Here is a 21,900-nt window from a genome sequence, read left to right as displayed (position 1 = left end):
AATGAACTATTCCGTTAAAACTTCAGTTCTTGGGGCTGCTGAGCAGTATGAGGGTGTACAGCGCCCGCATAGACTTTCAGCTTACGATACATGTCGCGACCCAGCGGGTTCTTAGGCAGCATGCCTTTGACCGCGGTCTCGATCACGCGCTCAGGGGCTTTAGCGATCAGCTTTTCGAAGTTGATCGACTTGATGCCGCCCGGGAAACCGGAGTGGGAGTAGTAGATTTTGTCGGTGGTTTTAGCACCGGTTACACGAATCTGCTCGGCATTGATAACGACGATGTAATCGCCGGTGTCAACGTGAGGAGTGTACTCAGCTTTATGCTTGCCACGCAGACGGCTCGCGATTTCGGTGGCCAGACGACCCAGGGTCTGACCTGCAGCGTCGACGACAAACCAGTCGCGCTGTACTGTTTCCGGTTTAGCAGTAAAAGTTTTCATTCTTTATAGCCTCAGGGGCCGCCCTGTAAATTAGACGGCGGATCTTACTGAATAGTGCGTACTTTGACAAGTCAAAGGCAGCCGGATACAGACGCTTTCGGGGGCTCGGGTCGGCGCGTCCGTTCAACGGCAAGATTCTTCGGCGGCGGCGCATCACTTCCACTGCAGAAAGAGGTGCGCAATTATGCAGATTGCGAAAAATATTTCAACCTGCTTTTATGATTGTTTTGCCCAAGGAGCTCTTGATGGACTATCGCCAGCTAGGCCGAACCAATCTGAACGTGAGCGCCATCTGCCTCGGAACCATGACCTGGGGCGAGCAAAACAGCGAGGCTGAAGCCTTCGCACAGATTGAACGGGCCAAAAGCGCCGGGATCAATTTCATTGACACCGCCGAGATGTACCCGGTGCCGCCGAAGGCCGATACCTATGCCACCACCGAGCGCTACATCGGCAATTACTTCAAAAGCCATGGCGATCGTGCCGACTGGATCCTGGCCAGCAAGATCGCCGGCCCCGGCAACACCATCGACTACATCCGCGACAAAAACCTGCGCCACAACCGCCAGCACATCACCGAAGCGGTGGATGCGAGCCTCAAGCGCCTGCAAACCGATTACATCGATCTCTATCAGTTGCACTGGCCGGAGCGCAGCACCAACTTCTTCGGTCAACTGGGTTACAAACACAAGATCGAAGCCAACCTGACGCCACTCGAGGACACCCTCGAAGCACTGGACGAACAGGTCAAAGCCGGCAAGATCCGCCACATCGGCCTGTCCAACGAAACGCCGTGGGGCACCATGCGTTTCCTGGCGCTGGCTGAAGCCCGTGGCTGGCCGCGCGCTGTATCGATCCAGAACCCGTACAACCTGCTCAACCGAAGCTTCGAAGTCGGCCTGGCGGAAATCGCCATCCGCGAACAGTGCGGCCTGCTCGCCTATTCGCCGCTGGCGTTCGGTTTCCTGTCGGGCAAGTACGAAGGTGGCGCGCGTCCGCCGAAGGGGCGCCTGAGTCTCTACAGCCGCTTCAGCCGCTATTTCAACCCACAGTCGGAAGCGGCATGCAGCCGTTATGTGGCGCTGGCCCGTGAGCATGGCCTGGATCCGGCGCAAATGGCGCTGGCGTTCGTGACGCAGCAGCCGTTCGTGACCAGTAACATCATCGGTGCGACGACGCTGGAACAACTGGACAGCAACATTGCCAGCTTCGAGCTGAAACTTTCCGATGAAGTGCTGGCGGGGATTGAGGCGATTCACAAGGATCACCCGAATCCGGCGCCTTGACCCGCACTTGCAGGAGCTGGCTTGCTGGCGATTGGGACAACGCGGTATACAGCGAAACCGCGCCGTTTCTATCGCCAGCAAGCCGGTTCCTACAGTGATCTGGCAATGATCTCCTTCATGATTTCATTGGTACCGGCATAAATCCGCTGCACCCGCGCATCCGCCCACGCACGGGCGATCGGGTATTCCCACATGAACCCGTAACCGCCGTGCAACTGCACGCACTCGTCGAGCACCTTGCACTGCAAGTCCGTGCCCCAATACTTGGCCATCGCCGCCGTCGGCACATCGAGTTTGCCTTGCAGGTGCAATTCCAGGCAGCGATCGACGAAAACCCGGCCAATCTGAATTTCAGTCGCCATTTCCGCCAGCTTGAAGCGGGTGTTCTGGAAATCGGCAATCGCCTTGCCGAACGCCTTGCGCTCGCGTGTGTACTCCAGCGTCCATTGCAGCGCAGCCTCAGCCGATGCCAGTCCGCCAACAGCGACCGTCAGACGCTCCTGCGGCAATTCCTGCATCAGATATGCAAAACCCATCCCGGCCTGCCCCAGCAGGTTTTCCTTCGGCACACGAACATCCTGGAAGAACAGCTCCGAGGTGTCCTGCGCCTTCATGCCGACTTTTTCCAGGCGCTTGCCCTTGGCGAAGCCAGGCGTGTTCGCCTCGACCAGAAACAGACTGGTGCCCTTTGCGCCCGCCTTCGGATCGGTCTTGGCCACGACAATCACCAGGTCAGCGAGATAGCCGTTGGTGATAAAAGTCTTCGAACCGTTGATCACGTATTCGTCGCCATCGAGCACCGCGGTGGTTTTCACCCCTTGCAGGTCGGACCCCGCGCCCGGCTCGGTCATGGCAATCGCAGTGACCATCTCGCCAGACACCAGTTTCGGCAGGTATTTGTGTTTCAGCGTTTCACTGCCGTAATGCAGGATGTACGGCGCAACAATGTCGGAATGAAGGGAAAAACCAATGCCGGTCAGCCCCAGACGTCCCACCTCTTCGATCACCACCGCGCTGTAGAGAAAGTCTGCCCCCAGCCCACCGTATTCCTCCGGCAGGTGCGAACAGAGCATCCCCGCCTCCCCCGCCTTGTTCCAGAGCTGGCGGTCGATATAGCCTTGCTTCTCCCATTGAGCATGAAACGGCACGGCCTCTTTTTCGAGGAACGTTCGCACGCTGTCGCGAAAAAGTTCGTGTTCGGGGCTGAACAAGGTTCTGGGGATCATGCGGCACCTGTCGTTATTGTTAGAAGGAATTGACCTTCAGAGACTAAGCCCCGCATCCGATACAGGACACTGGACACATCCGACAAAAAATAAGACGATCCAGCCGTCTGGTGACCACTTTCCCCTATAAGAATAAAGTTGAATTATGTCTAACCAAGTCTCCACGCCCCTGCGGCGCGTCAGCATCCTGGCTATCGACCGGGTTTTCGCTTCCACCCTCATGCAAGCCAAGGATTTCTTTCACCTGGCCAGCCTGCGCTACGGCAAACAACTGGGCCAGGGCCTGACACCGGCGTTCGAAACGCGGCTGGTCAGCCCCGACGGCAAATCGGTGAACAGCTTCAGCGATGTGATCATGCCGGTGGACGGCGGCCTGGAAAACGCTGACGTCATCATCCTCCCGGCGTTCTGGGACGATTTCGAAACCCTTTGCCAACGTTACCCGCAGGTCCTGCCGTGGCTGCGCCAGCAACATGCGCGCGGCGCGGTACTCTGCGGTGAGGCCACGGGGGTGTTCTGGCTCGCCGAAGCCGGGCTGCTCGATGGCAAGGAAGCGACCACCTACTGGCGCTTCTTCAACGCCTTTGCCGAACGATTTCCGAAGGTTCACCTCAATCAGGACAAGCACCTGACCGACGCCGACAACCTGTATTGCGCCGGCGGCACGACCTCGGCGTGCGATCTCTACATCTACCTGATCGAGCGCTTCTGCGGCGCCAACGTGGCCCAGGCCGTGGCCCGCGACATTCTCTATGAAGTGCAGCGCAGCTATTCACCGGGACGCATCGGTTTCGGCGGGCAGAAGCTGCACCAGGACGTGATCATCCTGCAGATCCAGCACTGGCTCGAAGAGCATTTCGCCGACAAGTTCCGCTTCGAAGACGTGGCGCGCGAGCACGGCATGAGCATCCGCAACTTCATGCGCCGATTCCAGACCGCCACCGGCGACAAGCCGCTGCATTACCTGCAACGCCTGCGCATTGAAACGGCAAAGGGCTTGCTGTCCGGCAGTCGCAAAAGCATCAAGACCATCAGTTATGAAGTCGGATATGACGATGCTAGCTTCTTCGCGCGACTGTTCCGCCAGCACACGGAATTGTCGCCGAACCAGTATCGGCAGCAGTTTCAGCAGGCTGCATAAACCCCCTGTGGGAACGGGCTTACCCGCGATTGCGTCGGCACATTCAGCAATGATGTGACTGACACCGTTATCGCCGGCAAGCCGGTCTCGCTCCCACACTGGGATTTGCATACACAGTGGATTGGCAATGCACTTTCCTACGCAAATCACGGAAAACAGAACGACAAAGCCCCCGATTCTGCCCACAGACACTGTCCCTGAAAAAGCCCAGCATTCTTCCCTGCTATCAACATCAGGGAAGATCAACAGTGACCATCGGATCAAGCTACGAATACCCGGCACACGCGACCAAGACTGCCGCTCGATCAAAGCGCTCGACTGACAACAAATGGACGGGGCGTTTTCCAAATCCCCCCGACCTCTGTTTCGACTATCGAGCACTGGTCGAACAGGAAAACGGCATCGCCAAGGCAACCAACCCACACCATAAAATCTGCATCATCGGCGCAGGTGTCACCGGACTTACTGCCGCCAGAGAACTCTATCGTTGCGGCTTTACCGATATCACCCTCATTGAACAATCCAGGAGAATTGGCGGCCGCCACCTGACCGTTGCTGGAAGCCAGCGCTCCTCGATCAGCCACACACCTTTTGAAATGGGCGCAATGCGCATGCCCTTCTTCAACAGGGCAGACGAATCACCGACAGACGGCCGTTCGCTGATGGCCTACTACGCGAAGACCTTTGATTTGGCATTTTCGGATTTCGCCAATCCCGGAAGTCAATGGGTGACGTCGACCGGTATCTATCTGCGAGAGGGCAGCATGGGCGACGGACAGACTCCGCAAATGCTCATCTGGAAAAATGAAGATGGGCAGACACCGCCTCCCGGCGATGAACTGCAGAAAGTTTATGCCAAGTGGAAGGCCTTTGCCGACCGGATGACCCAGCACGTCGCAGAAGTCTACGCCAGCCAGGAATGGGAAACCCTATGGGCCGCAATCGTCGAAAAATACGAAAGCATTTCCTTTCGCGACCTGGTGAGTATGCCGGCCCTGGAAGAGTGGGACGAACGCTCGCCGGGAGACTTTGGCGGTATGGGAATGTCCGCACAAGAGTCGGCCATTTTCTATGCCATCGGTATTGGCGACGGCAGCTGGGGAGCGTTTTATGATGTCTGCTCTCTTTATCCCCTGCGTACTGCGATTTTCGGGTTCAGCAGCCAGTTGCAACTGATCCATGGCCGGGTAGATTCTCAGGGCGATCCGTTGGCTTCACCTTATCTGCAGAGCACAGCCGTATTTGATTCAAAAGGGCTGACTTTCGACGGCCCACGTTACATCGGACTGGCCGCGCTGGACGAATGCCTGCTGTTCTTGAAAACCGCGGAAACCGGAAAGTCTTTCTACGATCATTGCAGTGAACGGGGCAGCGGTTTGCTGACGGACTCGTCCGTCACAAAACTCAAAAAACTGCCCGATCAGAAAATACGCGTCTACTACAACTGGAAACACAGCCAAGCCGAGCACTTCCAGGAACAGTTCGAAGACTTTGATTCGGTCATCATGACCCTTCCTTCCTGGTTGATCGAAACCCGGATCAAGCTTGAAAACTTCACGCCGCAAATGCTGCCTTTCGAGACGATCAATGCCTATAAAACGGCGCATTGGGAAACCAGCTGCAAAGTCTTCGCCCCGCTAAAGAAATCCTTCCTTTCGAAAAACAGCAAAATCCCGCAAGCCATTGTCACCGACAGTTTTATCCATGACGTTTATACCTACCGATACAACGATACCTACAGCTATGACTGCATCCTTTTGAGTTACACATGGGAGGACGATGCCACCAAGCTGGCCTCATTTACCGACAAGGAACTGGTGAGCAAATGCGCCAAAGAGCTGGACCGAATCCTTGTGAACGCCACCAATATCCAAGAGAGAATCTCTCCCTACATCGGGCTTGATCAAGCCGTGGTTCAACGCTGGATGACCGATAAAAATGCACTGGGCTGCGCAAAGTTGTACCGGCCCGGCACCTACTACGACGCCGTAAGCCTGATGAAGTACAACAGAGACTTGGCGCATGTTTCAGGCCTGTACTTGTCTGGGGAGTCATTTTCAGTCGATGCCGGCTGGACGGAGCCTTGTTTCCGGGGTGCCGTTGATGCGGTCATTCACATCTGCAATAAAACGTCTGCGACCTTCAATGGCGGGTTTTCCTTGAACGACTATCCACACTACAACGTCAGGGCCTGATCACTTGCACGAGCCCCGAACGGGTCTGATTGGGATCCGGACTACAACCTAAACGGAAGTGACTGACTTACTCCGATCTACTGATTCACCTCTTATAGGCACGCAATTCAACAGCGTGAATAACAATAAAAAGAGGTCATCAACAATGAGTGAGCCAACAAGCCCTGTTCGTGTAGCAGTCGTGCAATTCGACCCTCAGGTCGGCGTGGACAATCGAGAAGGAAATCTGCATCGCAGCCTGCAATTGGCGCTGGAAGCTGTAAACGGCGGGGCGAACCTCATCGTCCTGCCTGAACTCTCGAATACCGGGTATTTCTTCAGCAATCGACAGGATGCGTTTGACCACTCGGAAATGATTCCCGGCGGCACAAGCGTGCAAACCTGGATGGAATTCGCCCGTCAGCACAAGGTTTACCTGGTGGCCGGTCTGTCCGAGCGCGACGGCATGCGACTGTTCAATACCGGTGTTCTGGTCGGACCTGACGGTTTTATCGGCAAGTATCGAAAAGCTCATTTGTGGAATCTTGAAAAGCTGTGGTTCACGCCAGGCGATCTGGGTTTTCCGGTTTTCGATACACCGATCGGTCGAATCGGTTTGTTGATCTGCTGGGACATCTGGTTCCCCGAAGTGCCGCGAATTCTGAGCCAGCAAGGGGCAGACATCATTTGCAGCTTGAACAATTGGGTCTGGACGCCGCCGCCCCTATTTGATGACGCCGGCAAGTGCATGGCGTCGTACCTGACGATGACTGCCGCCCATGTAAACAATGTGTTTATCGCCGCGGCCAGTCGAATCGGCGAAGAGCGAGGGGCTCGCTATCTCGGCTGCTCGCTGATTGCCGGAACCAATGGCTGGCCGATTGGTGCTGTCGCCTCGGCGGACCAACAAGAAATCCTGTTTGCCGACATCGACCTGACCAGCTCCCGCAGCGCGCCAATCTGGAACGACCTGAACGATCTGCATCGCGACCGTCGAACCGACCTCTACGACCAGATGCTCGGTTACACCCAACATCCATGTCTGCCGCGTTGATGAGGGGAGCAAAACGGATGGAAAGTACGACTGAAGAAAAACAACTGCCCCGCAAATCGCCGTTCGATGCGGTAATCCTCCTGCTGATACTCGGCGCGATTCTGCTGATTGTCTGGCTTTCATTCACTAACCGTTCTTATTGGTCAGCTCACTGGCCAAGCTACAGCGACATGCTGTCAGGCCTTCCCGAACCGAGTGCCTGGTTGCGTTGGGTATTGGGAGACATCAGCGAAGTAGCGTTCTACAAACACGAGTTCGCCTCAATCGGGCTGCTGGCGGGCGCTTACCTGGCCTACTGGGCGAATCGAACGGGAAAACGCTGGCAAGGCTTTGCCATTTCCTACGGCAGCGGACTATGGCCGTGGTTGATCACCAGTTCACTGCTCGGACTGCTGCTGAGCAACCTGCTCTGGGGCTGGACGGTGACGGCTACCACTTGGCAGCCCACGTTTGCAGCCTTTGTTTCGTTGCCGGCCGCGATGGTGCTAATGTTTGGTGGCGGCTGGAAGGTGGCGGTCAACGGCGCAATCATGGGTGCAGTGTTCGTCACGCCAATGTGTCTGCTGATCGTCAACTATGTTTGCAATCCACTGGGTTTGCCGGCCGTGATCGGTAACGTATCGGGCATGGCGGTCGCCAGCGTCTTCGCTTTTCTGCTCTGTCGTTACGTTCCGAGCCTCATGAAGTCCGAAGCACCCGTGAAGCCTTCCGCTCCACCTTCCTTGCCCACAAAAACACCGGATTACGGTGTTATCTGGAGCCTGCGGCGGGTCCTGGCTGACTTTTCGGAAGCGCCGTTCTTTGGCAATGAATTAGCGAGCCTCGGCCTGATAGCGGGTGCACTGCTGGCTTACACCCTGAACCCGATAAGTCCGGTATACGGTTCCGGTCTGCTACCACAGCTGATTGGCGCACAGGCATTGACCTCGGCAATAGGCGTCTTGATCTGGCGTCGACAATGGATGTCGCACGGCTGGTACCCCACCTACGTTCCACTGGTCTCAGTCGTGCCGGCAGCGATCCTGACCTATGGCGGCAGCTGGCAGGTCATTGTCATGAGTGCACTGCTAGGCGCCCTGATTGCGCCGCCATTGGCCTGCGCGATTGCCAAAAGGTTGCCCGCCGATATGCATGCCTACATCGGCAACGTCCTGTCCATGGCCATCAGCACTCTGCTGATCATTCCGTTTATCGGACTGCTGATAGCCAGCTGACTTGCTCTGCCATCCGGCTGTATCGCGGGCTCCGGTCCGGATACAGCCGCTTTTTCAATCCAACAAGCGAGGTATCCACATGGAACTGCCCAAACTGGCCATTGCGGCGCTTGGCGGCACCGTGAGCATGCAAGCCATGAACGCTGGTGAAGGTGTTACACCGATCATCAGCGGAGAAGTCCTGTTGGACTCGGTTCCGGAGCTGGCGACACTGGCACGGGTCAACGTTGAAACGCTCGGATTGTTGCCAAGCGCCTCACTGGATTTCGAGTTCTTGCTGAGCGTTCTTTCCTGGGCCAGTTTCCAGATCAGGCAAGGTGCAGTCGGTGTTGTCATCACCCAAGGCACGGACACCCTCGAGGAAACCGCAACTTTTTTCGACTTCTTGTGGGATCACGACCAACCACTGGTCCTGACCGGTGCCATGCGTTCAGCGGCAAGTGCGGGTGCCGATGGGCCCGCGAATCTACTGGATGCCTGCCGGGTAGCGCTGGCTGCGCAAAGCCGACAGCGAGGCGTTCAAGTGGTGATGAACGGACAGATTCACTCCGCGAGCGTCGTCCGCAAAACCGATTCATTGGCGTTGCAGGCGTTTTCCTCCCCCATAGTCGGTCCTGCCGGCATGCTCGTGGAAAACGCCATCCACTATTTGCACCCGCCGACCCAGCGGAAGGTTTTACCGCTGCCGCAGCACACAACGCAGCGAATCGCCCTGCTGGAAGCGTCGCTTTCCGCAGACAGCCTTATGCTGGAAAACATCATCGAACTCGCCTACGACGGGCTTGTGATTGCGGGATTTGGTGCTGGACACGTTCCCGAGAACTGGGCTGGTGTGATCGAAACTATCGCCGGAACAATCCCGGTCATCATTGCAACCCGGACCGGATCCGGCCCTACCGCGCAATCTACCTACGGTTTTATGGGTGGCGAGATGGACCTGATCCGTAAAGGTGCGTCGATGGCCGGGTTTCTGTGCCCACGTAAAGCCAGGATTTTGCTGTGGCTGCTCGTGGGTTGCCAGCAGCAACATCGACTGGCGAGTTATCTCTCAAAAGACTGACACTCCCCCTGTAGGAGCGAGCTTGCTCGCGATGGAGAATCAGCAGCATTGATGTCGACTGACACACCATCGCGAGCAAGCTCGCTCCTACAGAGGATCTGCGGTGAGCGAAAAAGGGCCTGCAAATGCAGGCCCTTTTTTTTATTTTCCGAATCGTCCTACGGCTTATGCGCCCGGGACAGGAATTCGTGTGACTGCATTTCCAGCAAACGGCTGAGGGTGCGCTGGAACTCGAAGTTCAGGCGACCGCCGGTGTAGAGGTCTTTGAGTTCGACTTCAGCGGAAATGATCAGCTTGACGTTACGGTCGTAGAACTCGTCGACCATGTTGATAAAGCGTCGGGCGATGTCGTCAGTGGTGACGCTCATCTGCTCGACACCGCTGAGCAGCACGGCGTGGAAGATCTTGCCCAGTTCGATGTAATCGTTCTGGCTGCGTGGGCCGTCGCAGAGTTCGCGGAAGTCGAACCAGGCCACGTCATCGCAGGTGCGCAACGCACGGATTTCGCGGTTCTCGATCATCAGCACATCGTTTTCGATGGCCGCCGTGCATTCCGGCGTCAGGGCGCGGAAGCTCTTGCGCAAGCTTTCGTGGGACGCTTCGTCGAGCGGGAAGTGGAACAGTTCCGCTTGCTCGAGGTGACGCAGACGGTAATCGACGCCACTGTCGACGTTGACGATCTCGGTGTTCTGCTTGATCAGCGCGATGGCCGGCAGGAAGCGTGCGCGTTGCAGGCCGTCCTTGTACAGGCCGTCCGGCACGATGTTCGAGGTGGCGACCAGGGTCACGCCGTTTTTGAACAGCTCTTCCATCAACGTACCGAGGATCATCGCGTCGGTGATGTCGGAGACGAAGAATTCATCGAAACAGATCACTCGCGACTCGTCGGAAAACCGCTTGGCGATGATGGTCAGCGGGTTTTTCTCACCGCCGAGCGTCTTCATCTCTTCGTGCACGCGCTTCATGAAGCGGTGGAAGTGAGTGCGGGTCTTTTCCTTGAACGGCAGCGCTTCGAAGAAGGTATCGACCAGGTAGGTCTTGCCGCGGCCTACGCCACCCCAGAAATACAGGCCCTTGACCGGCGCCTGTTCTTTCTTGCCAAACAGCTTGCCGAGCAGGCCCGGTTTGTTCTGCGAGGCTGCGACCAGATCGTCGTACAGGCGCTGCAAATGGCGCACGGCTGTTTCCTGCGCGGCGTCATGGAAGAATTCCGGGCGTTTCAGATCAGCTTGATATCGTTCTAGGGGCGTCATAATTCGTTAGCAAGGCAACAAAAACGGGCCGTCACTGTAGCGACGGCCCGTGGGAATGGCAATCGGCCCTTGGTCGGACCGAGCCGTTGATTATTCCTGAACCGGCGTCAGCGCAATCCGCAGGGCGTCGATGGCGACATCGCGAGCAGCACTGTCGGCGAAGGCCGGGCTATCGGCAACGCACTCGCCTTCCAGCCAGACACTGAAACTCAAGTCTTCGCTGCGCACGTCCAATGGCTGGCCCGCTTGCAGTTGCTTGGTCACCTGACCGGCGGTTTTACCGTCGGCGAAATTGCGCGACAGCAACAATTGCTCGCCATCGGCCGCCAGCAGACGGAAACGGAAGCTGCCGTCGTCTTCACGGAAGCTGACGAAGCGTGCGGCTTTCACGGCTTTCTTCTTGGTGGTCGCCGCGACCTGGGTCTGAGCAACAAAAGAACGCAGGCCCACCGCTTCACGCAGTTCGTTGAGGAACGGCGTCGCCACGGCACGGGCCTTTTTGGCACCGATTTGCAGGATGTCTTCCAGGTCCGCCGGGCGTTCGATCAGTTGGTGATAACGCTCGCGGGACTCGCCCAACTCGCTGTCGAGCAGCTGGAACAGGCGATTCTTCGCCTCGCCCCAACCCAGGCCCTGCAACAGTTCGCTGCGGAATTCGTCGGACTGCGCCGGGGTGGCGAAGGCCTGGAACAGGGTGAACAGGTGTGAGTTGTCCGGATCTTTCGCTTCGCCCGGTGCACGGGAGTCGGTGACGATCCGCGAGATGGCGTCTTTCATTTCTTTGGCGCTGCTGAACAACGGGATGGTGTTGTCGTAGCTCTTCGACATCTTGCGACCGTCGAGGCCTGGCAGCGTGGCGACGCTTTCTTCGATCAGCGCCTCGGGCATGGTGAAGAATTCTTTGCCCTGTCCAAACAGATGGTTGAAACGCTGACCGATGTCGCGGGCCATTTCCACGTGCTGGATCTGGTCCCGACCGACCGGCACCTTGTGCGCGTTGAACATCAGAATGTCCGCGGCCATCAGCACCGGGTAGCTGTAGAGGCCCATGGTGATGCCGGCATCCGGGTCTTCGCCGGCTTCGACGTTCTTGTCCACCGAGGCCTTGTAGGCGTGGGCGCGGTTGAGCAAGCCCTTGGCGGCAACGCAGGTCAGCAGCCAGGTCAGCTCGGGGATTTCCGGGATGTCGGACTGGCGATAGAACGTCACGCGGTCCACATCCAGGCCACCGGCCAGCCAGGTCGCGGCGATTTCCAGACGCGAGCGCTGGATGCGCAGCGGGTCATCGCATTTGATCAGGGCGTGGTAGTCGGCCAGGAAGTAGAACGAATCGGCATTGCTGTCGCGACTGGCAAGGATCGCCGGGCGGATGGCGCCGGCGTAGTTGCCCAGATGCGGCGTGCCGGTGGTGGTGATGCCGGTGAGGATACGGGTACGAGTCGTCATGGGTAATCGCTTGTCAGACTGCAATCAATTCGAAAGACGCGGCAGGATCAGATCCTTGAGATCAGTCAGCTTGCCATGAAAAAAGTGTCCGCATTCTGCCACTTTCAGCAGCTCATGGGGACGCTCGAGTTTCGAGGACCAGTCGTAGACGGCTTGCGGGTCGATGACTTCGTCGGTTTCCGGTTGGATCAGGGTCAGCTCGCCTTGCTGCGGCAGGGGGTCTTGATCGCCGAGGCGCATCACCGCTGGCGCGACCATGAACAAATGCTTGAGCCGTTCGCCCTTCGCTTCCAGGCGCCCGCCGAGACTGGCTGCAACAAAACCGCCGAAGGAAAAACCGAACAGCGTCAGCGGCAAGTCCGGATGCTTCGACCGCAGCCATGCGGCCGCCGCCTGAGCATCGTCGACTTCGCCGGTGCCCATGTCGTGCGAGCCTTCGCTGGCACCGACGCCACGGTAATTGAAACGCAAGGTAACCAAACCGGCATCGCGCGCGGTGCGCTGCAGGGTCGAGACCACTTTGTTGAGCATGGTGCCGCCCTGCACCGGGTTCGGGTGGCAGATCAGCGCGATGCCGCGAGGCGCTTCATTGTTCAGGTAAAGAGCTTCCAGTTGACCGACCGGGCCATCAATCACTACAGGGGTTTCGCGCATAAGCAAGGAAGGAACTCCGTGACCTCGAATCGGGTCGACTCGTCTAGCAAATTGTCTGTGCCGATGTATTGCGAGTGAATCGCGGTATACAGCGCAGGTTCGAGCCGTTAACGTAAAGCAAAGCCGTTTATAGAGGAAGGACTCGTGGAACACTCGCTCTTAGTTTGGTTGTTGCCGACTCTTGCCCTGGTTGTGGGTGTCGCCATTGGTTTCCTGATCGCTCGCCTGGTGCCGAACGCCGCGCCGAGCAGCACACAACGTCAGCTGGATGACATTCAGGAACGTTTCGACAGTTATCAGAACGAGGTGGTCACCCACTTCAACAGCACTGCAAACCTGGTCAAGAAACTGACTCAGAGCTATCAGGAAGTGCAGGATCATCTCGCCGAGGGTGCCAACCGTCTGGCCCTGGACGAGCAGACCCGCCAACGCCTGCTGGCCTCGCTGCACGCCGACGCAGCCGCCGCCCCACGGGAGCGCCTGACGCCACCGCGCAATCAGGAACCGCCTCGCGACTACGCTCCAAAAGCCCCGAACGCGCCGGGCATGCTCGATGAGCATTACGGCCTGAAGAAGTAATCAGGTTTCGCGCGACATGAAAAAGCCCCTGGATGAGTGATCGTCCGGGGGCTTTTTTATTACTGATCCAATATCTCTGGTGCTGATTCGGGCCTCTTCGCGAGCAAGCCCGCTCCTACAGGGTTCTGCTCATACACAAATCCCTGTGGGAGCGGGCTTGCTCGCGAAGAGGCCCGAATGGGCGAAACAAAAAAACCGCCCGATCTGTTGAGGATCGGGCGGTTTTTTTACGCCTGGGGTTCAGTCAGACGATTATGGATACTGCTGAACAGTGCCCTGCTGCTGCTGCCCACCATACTGCTGACCCGGAATCGCTTTCAGGTTGACCTCGACCCGACGGTTCTGCGCCCGGCCATTGACGTCAGCGTTGCTGGCAACCGGGTTATCCGGCCCCGCACCGCGCGCCGACAGGTTGGCACCACTAACACCTTGGGAAGTCAGGTAAGTCGCCACGCTCTGGGCGCGACGCTGGGACAGGTCCATGTTGTGCTGACGGCTGCCCGTGCTGTCGGTGTAGCCGACGATCTCGATCTGGTTCTGGTTGAACTCCTTGAGCGAGCCTGCCAGGTTGTTCAGCGGCTGATAGAAGCTTGGAGCGATGTTCGCCGAATCGGTGGCGAACGTGATGTTGCCCGGCATGATCAGTTTGATCTGATCGCCCTGGCGCTGCACTTCTACGCCGGTATTGGCCATGCTGGCACGCAGCTTTTTCTCTTGCTGGTCGGCGTAGTAACCGTAACCGGCAGCGGAAGCACCCACCACGGCAGCACCGATCAGCGCCCCCTTGCCACGGTTGTTGTGGTCAATCGCGGCACCGGCGAGTGCGCCGGCCAGAGCACCGAGGCCACCGTATTTCGCGGTTTTGCTCATGCCCGTGGAACCACCATCGGCCTGGCCCTGGTTGTCGTAAGGATTAGGCGAGGCGCAGCCAGACAGCAAGGCAACAGCCGTAGCGACAATAATCAAACGCTGCTTGGTGAACATGAAGAGCTCCTACTTTCTGCATTCTATGGTGCAACGGAACAAGGCATCGGCCTTTGCGGGCGTTGGATCATTTCGGGAGGCGAAAATTCCATCGGTAACCGTCAAGCCCGAACAAAAGGGTTGTCACGCATTTCATCGCCCAGGCGCGTATCCGGCCCGTGCCCGGTCACCACTGTCGCCTCCTCATCAAGGGTATACAGCCGTTGCTTGATCGAACGCACGATGGTCGCCTGATCGCCACCCCACAAATCCGTGCGCCCCACTCCGCGACGAAACAGCGTGTCACCGGCAATCAGCAGCTTAGCCTCTGAAAACCAGAAGCTCATGGAACCTGGCGTATGACCGGGCGTGTGCAATGCCACGCCGCAGCCGCAGGCCAGTTCTTCATCATCGGCCAACCAGCGATCGGGGGATGGAACCGGGGCATAAGGCACACCGAACATCTGGCATTGCATCTCCAGATTGTCCCAGAGGAACTGATCTTCCTTGTGCAGATGCAAGGTCGCGCCGGTTTTTTCCTTCAACTGACCGGAGGCCAGGAAATGATCCAGGTGCGCGTGGGTATGAATGATGCTGACCACCTTCAGGCCCAAGGCGTCGAGCCGAGCCAGGATCAGCTCGTGATTGCCGCCCGGATCGACCACGATGGCCTTTTTCGTGACCGGATCGCCGATGATCGTGCAGTTGCACTGCAACGGGCCGACGGGGAAGGTTTCGCGGATGAGGGTCGGTTGTTGGGACATCGGGGCATGCTCGATAAACAGGGACGGGGGATTTTCGCACACATTGGCATCCCGCCCTCCACCACCATGTGTGTCGACAAACGACGTCAGCCCAAAACACCCAACGCCTTCGCCCGAGCCACCGCCTGCGTGCGCCGCTCAACCCCGAGCTTGCTGTTGATGTGGCTGGCATGGGTTTTAACGGTGTGCAGGGAAATGAACAGCTGATCGCTGATTTCCTGATTGGAGCAGCCTTGGGCAATGAGTTTCAGAACCGACAGTTCGCGGGAGCTGAGCTGTTCGCAGGCTTGTGAGGGCTCCGGGGCAATGCGCGCGGCGGCAAGGGGGAGCCGTTCTGAAAGGCTCTGCGAAACCACGGCTTTCGCGCAGTTCTGCAACTGCTCGCGAAGCCAGTCGGGGTGTTTGCTCAGCAAGCCATCAAAAGGCTGCAGCGCGCCGCCGCTGGCCGCTTCCAGGGACTGAGCGAAGGCCTGCCGGGCTTCAGGCTCACGGTTATGCGCAAGCAGCAGTTCGGTTTTCTGTGTCAGGGCCATCACACTGAGTAATTGCCGACCGGTTTGCTGACCATGCTCGAGCAACGCATTCAATCGTCCCTCGGCCAGCATCGGCTGCGCCTGAATGACCTCCAGCAAGGCCTGTTGCAATTCGATATGCAGCGGCAGTTGCGGATGGAACTCCGGTGGGGCGGCCGGCTGTTCGCCGTTGTAGGTCTGGCCCAGCCGCGCCAGCCAGGCTTCCGCCAGATCGGTACGCCCCTGAGCCAGCCAGAGCTCGCATTTGACCAGGGTGATCATCGCCAGATAGTAGATCGGCGGTACGTCCCAGATGTGCATCAGCCGTTCGGCTTCGGCGAGTTCGGCAAACGCCTTGGCATATTCGCCGCTGCTGCCTTCGAGCCTGGCGATCACGCAATGGCCGATCAGAACGCTGATATCGCGACAGGCGCGGGCTTCAGTCAACCCCGCCTGCAAGCGCAGCCGCGCCGTCTGCGGTTGCAGACGCAGGGCCAGCAGGAACCCCTCGTACAAGGTCAGCCGGGCGCGTACGGCATAGAGCCGTTGCGACGACAATCCTTGCAGGCGTTGCAGCCCCTGGTGGACTTCATCCAGCGAACGCAGGATCTCCCCTCGCGCCTGCAATACCCGGGCTCGATCGTAATGGGCCAACGCTTCGAACAATGGATTGCCCACCCGTTGCGCCAGCTCCAGAGAATCACGGTTCAGACCGCGGGCCCGCCATAAGTCGCCGTCGGCAATGGCCAGGTTGGACAGGGTTGAAAGGCACATCAGGCGCTGGCCGTAACGCTTGGACGGAAGACTCTCCAGCGCTTCGGTGCAATACAGCAGCGTCAACTCGCGATTGCCGCGACCTCGGGCGATGATGCCGCTCAAGGCCAGCCATTGCGCCAGCATGGACTTCTGCGCGGTGGCCGATGGCGCCGGCAGGAAGCGGCTCAGGTGACTGGCCAGCTCCTCGGCGGCATCCAGCTGACAGGCCAGCCCCAGCGCCCAGCTGTAGAGCACGATCAAACGGGGCGTGCTGATCAACAGGCTGTCGGGCAAATCCATTTTCCAGCGCAGCAACATGCCGACATTCTGTTCTGCCAGCAGTTGTTCTTCGGAAAGGTTCTGTACCAGATTGGCCGCCACGTCCAGATGCCCGGCGCGCAACGCCTGCTCTACCGCTTCATCGAGCAGGCCCTGGGCATTGAACCAGCGACAGGCGCGCAGGTGCAGGCTGGCCGCCGGCACCATTGCCTGACGGGTAGGCCGGGTGCGCAGCAGGTCGGAAAACAGATGGTGATAACGATACCAGTGACCGTGTTCGTCCAGCGGCACCAGGAACACTTGATGCGCGAGCAGAAAACCCAGGATCTCGGCACTGTCATGCGCCTCGCGGACAGCGTCGCACAGCTCGCTGCAAAAACGCTCCTGAGGCGCTGTGTCATACAGAAATGACTGCACCTCGGCGGGCAGACAATCGATGACCTCTTCGAGCAGGTAATCGCGAATCAGCCCTTCCCCGCCATGCAAGGACTGGGGCAATGCGCCTTCGGAGCCGGCTTCGGAAGCCGCCAGTAACCAGAAACGCAAGCCAGCGACCCAGCCCTCGCTGCGCTGGATCAGGCTCTCCAGCGCTTCGCCGCGCAAGGACGTGCTGTGTCGGTCGAGCAGGGTCAAGGCTTCGTCGTGGGTCAGACGCAGATCCTGCTCATGCAACTCGAGCAATTGCCGTGACAGGCGCAGGCGTGCCAGATGCCAGTCCGGACGCTGGCGACTGGTGACCATCACCAGCAAGCCGTCAGGAAGATGATTGAGGAAAAATTGCAGGCAACGATCGAGCACCGGGCCCTGGGCCAGATGGTAGTCATCGAGTACCAGCAGCAGTGGCGCCGTCGGCAACAAATGCACGGCCAACTCGTCGAGCAAACCGTCCAGCCATTCTTCGAAGGCAAACGGCTGATGCCGCTGACGCATTTTCAACAGGCCCAGGGACTGCCTGCCCAACTGCGGAAAAAAGTCCTGGAGGCCTTCGAGCAACCGTTCTAGAAAACGCCCGGGATCGTTATCTCGCGGACTCAACCCCAGCCACAGGCTTTGCCAGTGAGCTGGCAGCCCCTGGCAGAACTCGACTGCCAGCGAACTCTTGCCGAACCCCGCCGGTGCGCTGACCAGCAACAGCCTGCCACCGAGGCCGGCACTCAGGCGTTCGCACAAACGAGGTCGCAGCACGTGCCCGTCAGGCAGCGGTGGCCGAAAGAAACGACCGTCCAGTGTCGCGACGGCAGCGCTTGCAGGGCCCGGGAGTGGGGACAAATCAGTCATGGCCGGCTCTTGTTTGAAATGCTGTTGGCGGCGTTGCAGATGTCCGCAGCCTAGCGGTAAACGAAGAGGTATTGAAGGTTATTGCTACAAATGGCTACAAAAAGTCTACGTGCAAAAAAAAGCCCCGAACCAGTCGGGGCTTTTTTCGAGGATGCGGCCTCTGTTCAGTTCAGGTTAACGAACCCCGGCCTGACGCAATGCCGCCGGAGTGAAGTCGCTGGTGGTGGCAGTGAAACCGAAGTTATACGCCGACTTCTCTTCGTTCTTCATACCCAGTGCCAGGTAACGGCCAGACTGCAGGTCGTACAGGGTTTCCAGGGTGTACCACGGCACTTGAACGTTGTAGTAGTTCTGGGCGTGAGCTTCGGCTACACGCCAGAGTTGATTGCGACCGTCGTAGTGATCGATCACCGCCGCTTGCCAGGTGTCTTCGTCGATGTAGAAGTCACGCTTGGCGTAGATGTGACGCTGACCTTCCTTCAGGGTTGCGACCACGTGCCAGACCCGACGCAGCTCGTAACGAGCCAGGTCCTGGTTGATGTGACCGGCCTTGATAATGTCGGCGTACTTCAGCTTCGGATCGTCGAGCTTGTAGCTGTCGGAGGCGATGTACATCTCTTTCTTGCCTTCGAGTTTCCAGTCGTAGCGATCCGGCGCACCGTTGTACATGTCCAGGTTATCGGAGGTACGCAGGCCGTCCGCTGCGGTACCCGGCCCGTCATAGGACACTTGCGGCGCACGACGCACACGACGCTGACCGGCGTTGTAGACCCACGCCGAACGTGGTTCCGCCACCTGGTCGAGGGTTTCGTGCACCAGCAGCACACCACCGGCCAGACGTGCCGGCGCGGTCACTTCCTGCTTGAAGTAGAACAGGATGTTGCCCGGGTTTGCCGGATCGAAATCTTTCATCTTGTCGCGGAATACGAACTGGTCCTGGAAGTACACCAGGCTGAACGAGCCGTTCGGTTGCGGGGTGGCCTGGGTCACCAGACGGGTCACGCTGCCACCGCGATAGCGAGTGATGTGGTTCCAGATCACCTCGACACCGCTCTTTGGAATCGGGAACGGTACGGCTGTCTCGAAGTTTTTCAGCCCGTTGCCGCCGGATACCAGCTCCGTGGCAGTGGCGTTTTTCTTGATGGCAGCGAACACGTCATCCGGCACGGTCGCGCCGCGATGGGACGGGTAGACCGGCATCTTGAAGGTTTCCGGGTAGCGCTTGAACATCGCGTACTGGCCCGGAGCAAGCTTGTCCTTGTACTGGTCGACGTTCTGCGCCGTGATGGTGAACAGCGGCTTTTCACTGGCGTACGGGTCGGACAGGAAACCCTTGCTGTCGACAGCGCCAGCGTTTTTCGGCAACGGCTTCCAGGCCGGAATCGAACCGTCGGCATTGCCGGCCATCTCGGCGCCCATCGGCGTCAGGCTCTTGCCCAGCTTGTCCGCTTCGGCCGCAGGGACCGCTGCCATGACGCTGGTCGCCAGCAGCGTTAGCCCCAGAAATCCAGCGTGGAACAGACTCTTTGTTGTTTTCATAGGTGTGTTCGTCCTGAAAATGCAGTGCTTAGAAGTTCACGCCGAAGCTGAGCGCAACGAAGTCGCGGTCATCCACGGTGGTGTACTTGCCGTCAAAGAAGTTGGTGTAGGCCAGGGACGCGGTGTAGGTGTTCTGGTACTCGGCATCGAGACCCAGGCTGACCGCTTTGCGACCTTCCTCGAAGTTGCCGCCAGGGCCTGGCGAGTAACCGTCCACGTCATGGGACCAGGCAATGTTCGGCTTGAGGTTTACACCGGCGAATACGCTGTTGTAGTCCCAGATGGCACGAGCGCGATAACCCCAGGAGTCTGTCGTGGTGAAGCCATCGTTTTCACAGTAGCGACTGACGTTGTTTTGTGGTCCACCCGCCAGTGTGCCGGTGTTCAATGTCTGGCACTGACCACCTGGCAATGGACCAGGGCCGTAGCTCGGGTCACGACCGTAACGCGCTTTCGACGTGCTTTCCAGGCCGCCGACGTGGGTCCAGCCAACCTCACCCACCAGGGTCAGGCGCTCGGCCCCCATCACCTGATCGAAGAAGTGCGTGAAGGTGGTCTGGAGCTGAGTGACTTCCTTGCGGCGATAGCCATGCTGATCTTCCCCCGGACGTCCTTGAAGTACGGAAACATTAGGGCTCAGTGGTGTCAGGCCGGAATACAGGATGTCGGTGGTATTGAGTTGCACCGGTGCATTCGGACGGTAACTGACTTCACCACTCCACGCCGTGCCGGTAGGCAACGTGGTGGAGAAGCTCAGGCCATACAGGCGAATGTCCTCCGGGTACTCGACGAAGTAGCTGGAGTTACCTACCACTTGGAACGGTACCAACTGCGCAGCCAGACCCGTCTGGCCAACCACGATTGCGCCCGGAATACCGGCGCCAATCAGTGCGCCGCCCAGGGCAGTGCCATCGTAAGCGCTCGCCGGAGCGCCTTTGCCGCTGAAGATCGGCGCACGGCTGTGGTAGTTCATGAAATAGCCACCGAACTCGGTGTCCAGCGGTTCGAACATGTATTTGAAGGACACGCCGAACTGACCGCTGTCGCGTGCATCACGATCCGGACCGCGACGGACGACGGCACCTTCATCCGGGTTGCCCCAGGTCACGCCCCGGGCAGCCAGGGTGTTGATCGCAGCATTACGAAACCCCGCCGGCAGCCCCGCGGCCGCCAATGAGCTATTGAGCCCGTTACGGGTCCGCAGCACGGCCAGGTTTTGGTCGCAGCCATCCGAAATCACGTCCGGTTGCGAGAAGAACGTGCCGCAGTTGTCGGTAACGGTCTGGTCCCATTCCAGTTGATAGAACGCTTCGGTCGACAGGTTCTCGGTCAGGCTCTGGGACACGTAGAACATGTTGACCGGGATCAAGCCTTCCTTGATCTCGGCACCTGGACGGCGGAACGCGGAAACGTCGATCGGGTTGATCGAGTTGATGCCGCCGCCGATGAACGTACTCTCACCCCAGCTCACGACCTGCTTGCCCAGACGCACGGAACCCGGCTCATCGGCAATCGAGTAGTTGTGGTAGATGAAGGCGTCGAGAATTTGCCCGCCGGAGGACTTGGCGCCTTCCTTGCGGTTGCTGTCGCTGATGTCCTTGAACGGACGGTCTTCGTCCTTGAGTTCGAAGTCATACCAGTATTTGCCCCGGACGAAAATGCCGGTGTCGCCATATTTCAATTCAAGATCATGGATGCCTTTGAAGATCTTCGAGAAGGTTTCCCCGCTCTTGAAGTTCAAGTGACCGTCATCGGAGGTCTGGGACAGGCCGCGACCGCCGTTGTTGACGCCGATGAGGTTCTTGTTGGCGCTTTCGGTAGACCAACTGGCACCAATCGACAGGGATGAGTCGAACTGACCTTCGATTTCACCAACGTTGAAACTGACGCCGAATGCGGGCCCGGCGAGCGAAGAGGCAAGACTGACAGCCAGGGGCAGTTTAGCCCGGCGCCAGAACTGGTTTACTGATGTCATCGACGCTACTCCATGTGCATTATTGTTATGGCAGTGAGTACTTTTAAAAACGCTGTGGTTGACCGGGGGCCAAGGCCTCCCGAAATCATTCCAAAGTTGCATCGCCCCGTTTTGTGCGTGTGCCCCGTTCTTAAAAATCCTTGAGCGGACTATAGCCAGCAGGTAGTACTGCTTGATCCCTCTAAAGTGTGATTTGCAGCTGCCAGCCACTCTGGAACAGTCCTTTCGCCAGACCGACACCTGTCGGCACGGGAAGGATGGCTGAAAATTCGGATTTCACAAGCCAAGCGCTTGCTTGGTGGGG

17 protein-coding genes are annotated in these 21,900 nt (G+C 58.4%); 7 read left to right on the top strand and 10 right to left on the bottom strand.

The window, feature by feature from the left end:
• Positions 1-14: 14 nt before the first annotated feature.
• Positions 15-443: a 50S ribosomal protein L13 gene (rplM, locus tag PMI01S_RS13190; protein WP_007905295.1), complete on the bottom strand. Its 429-nt coding sequence runs from the start codon at positions 441-443 to the stop codon at positions 15-17.
• Positions 444-688: 245 nt separating this feature from the next.
• On the opposite strand from rplM, the gene PMI01S_RS13185 reads away from it, so the two are divergent.
• Entirely contained in the window at positions 689-1,729 is a 1,041-nt protein-coding gene (locus tag PMI01S_RS13185) for an NADP(H)-dependent aldo-keto reductase (protein ID WP_084320467.1), read from the top strand.
• Positions 1,730-1,818: 89 nt separating this feature from the next.
• On the opposite strand, the gene PMI01S_RS13180 is transcribed toward PMI01S_RS13185, so the two are convergent.
• Positions 1,819-2,955, bottom strand: coding sequence for an acyl-CoA dehydrogenase family protein (locus PMI01S_RS13180; RefSeq protein WP_084320466.1), 1,137 nt, complete (start codon positions 2,953-2,955; stop codon positions 1,819-1,821).
• Between the two features lie 244 nt (positions 2,956-3,199).
• Here PMI01S_RS13180 and PMI01S_RS13175 point away from each other — a divergent pair, with 244 nt between their 5' ends.
• The 5 genes from PMI01S_RS13175 (at position 3,200) to PMI01S_RS13155 (ending at position 9,598) form a co-directional block, all read left to right on the top strand.
• Positions 3,200-4,096: a GlxA family transcriptional regulator gene (locus PMI01S_RS13175; protein WP_174602667.1), complete on the top strand. Its 897-nt coding sequence runs from the start codon at positions 3,200-3,202 to the stop codon at positions 4,094-4,096.
• A 248-nt stretch (positions 4,097-4,344) separates the two neighbouring features.
• Positions 4,345-6,291, top strand: coding sequence for a flavin monoamine oxidase family protein (locus PMI01S_RS13170; RefSeq protein WP_084320464.1), 1,947 nt, complete (start codon positions 4,345-4,347; stop codon positions 6,289-6,291).
• A gap of 145 nt (positions 6,292-6,436) precedes the next feature.
• Positions 6,437-7,324, top strand: coding sequence for a nitrilase family protein (locus PMI01S_RS13165; protein ID WP_084320463.1), 888 nt, complete (start codon positions 6,437-6,439; stop codon positions 7,322-7,324).
• Between the two features lie 17 nt (positions 7,325-7,341).
• A complete protein-coding gene (locus PMI01S_RS13160; RefSeq protein ID WP_084320462.1) occupies positions 7,342-8,538 on the top strand; it encodes a threonine/serine exporter family protein in 1,197 nt (398 codons plus the stop codon).
• 79 nt (positions 8,539-8,617) lie between these two features.
• On the top strand, positions 8,618-9,598 hold the full coding sequence (locus PMI01S_RS13155; RefSeq protein ID WP_084320461.1) for an asparaginase: 981 nt from the start codon (positions 8,618-8,620) through the stop codon (positions 9,596-9,598).
• 158 nt (positions 9,599-9,756) lie between these two features.
• On the opposite strand, the gene zapE is transcribed toward PMI01S_RS13155, so the two are convergent.
• The 3 genes from zapE to PMI01S_RS13140 form a co-directional block, all read right to left on the bottom strand.
• Entirely contained in the window at positions 9,757-10,851 is a 1,095-nt protein-coding gene (gene zapE, locus PMI01S_RS13150) for a cell division protein ZapE (protein ID WP_084320460.1), read from the bottom strand.
• A gap of 90 nt (positions 10,852-10,941) precedes the next feature.
• On the bottom strand, positions 10,942-12,297 hold the full coding sequence (locus PMI01S_RS13145; protein WP_084320459.1) for a tryptophan--tRNA ligase: 1,356 nt from the start codon (positions 12,295-12,297) through the stop codon (positions 10,942-10,944).
• Between the two features lie 24 nt (positions 12,298-12,321).
• Positions 12,322-12,951 carry an alpha/beta hydrolase gene (locus tag PMI01S_RS13140; protein ID WP_084320458.1) on the bottom strand — a complete coding sequence of 210 codons (630 nt, stop codon included), beginning with the start codon at positions 12,949-12,951 and terminating at the stop codon, positions 12,322-12,324.
• 144 nt (positions 12,952-13,095) lie between these two features.
• On the opposite strand from PMI01S_RS13140, the gene PMI01S_RS13135 reads away from it, so the two are divergent.
• Positions 13,096-13,530 (top strand): Z-ring associated ZapG family protein, encoded by a 435-nt coding sequence (locus PMI01S_RS13135; RefSeq protein WP_008025941.1) that lies wholly within the window; start codon positions 13,096-13,098, stop codon positions 13,528-13,530.
• Positions 13,531-13,782: 252 nt separating this feature from the next.
• On the opposite strand, the gene PMI01S_RS13130 is transcribed toward PMI01S_RS13135, so the two are convergent.
• The 5 genes from PMI01S_RS13130 to PMI01S_RS13110 all read right to left on the bottom strand — a co-directional run bounded on the left by PMI01S_RS13130 (position 13,783) and on the right by PMI01S_RS13110 (position 21,596).
• Entirely contained in the window at positions 13,783-14,514 is a 732-nt protein-coding gene (locus tag PMI01S_RS13130; RefSeq protein ID WP_084320457.1) for a YiaD family glycine zipper/OmpA-like lipoprotein, read from the bottom strand.
• A gap of 101 nt (positions 14,515-14,615) precedes the next feature.
• On the bottom strand, positions 14,616-15,257 hold the full coding sequence (locus PMI01S_RS13125; protein ID WP_084320456.1) for an MBL fold metallo-hydrolase: 642 nt from the start codon (positions 15,255-15,257) through the stop codon (positions 14,616-14,618).
• Between the two features lie 86 nt (positions 15,258-15,343).
• Positions 15,344-18,082, bottom strand: coding sequence for a winged helix-turn-helix domain-containing protein (locus tag PMI01S_RS13120; protein ID WP_084320455.1), 2,739 nt, complete (start codon positions 18,080-18,082; stop codon positions 15,344-15,346).
• Positions 18,083-18,256: 174 nt separating this feature from the next.
• Positions 18,257-19,621 carry a DUF1329 domain-containing protein gene (locus PMI01S_RS13115; RefSeq protein ID WP_084320454.1) on the bottom strand — a complete coding sequence of 455 codons (1,365 nt, stop codon included), beginning with the start codon at positions 19,619-19,621 and terminating at the stop codon, positions 18,257-18,259.
• Positions 19,622-19,649: 28 nt separating this feature from the next.
• The gene (locus tag PMI01S_RS13110) at positions 19,650-21,596 is read right to left on the bottom strand and encodes a DUF1302 domain-containing protein (protein WP_084320453.1); all 1,947 of its coding nucleotides are present in this window, start codon (positions 21,594-21,596) and stop codon (positions 19,650-19,652) included.
• Positions 21,597-21,900 lie beyond the last annotated feature (304 nt).

Origin of the sequence: Pseudomonas migulae NBRC 103157, assembly GCF_002091715.1 — a bacterium.
GTDB lineage: Bacteria > Pseudomonadota > Gammaproteobacteria > Pseudomonadales > Pseudomonadaceae > Aquipseudomonas > Aquipseudomonas migulae_A.
This window is presented reverse-complemented; position numbering and strand designations above follow the sequence as displayed.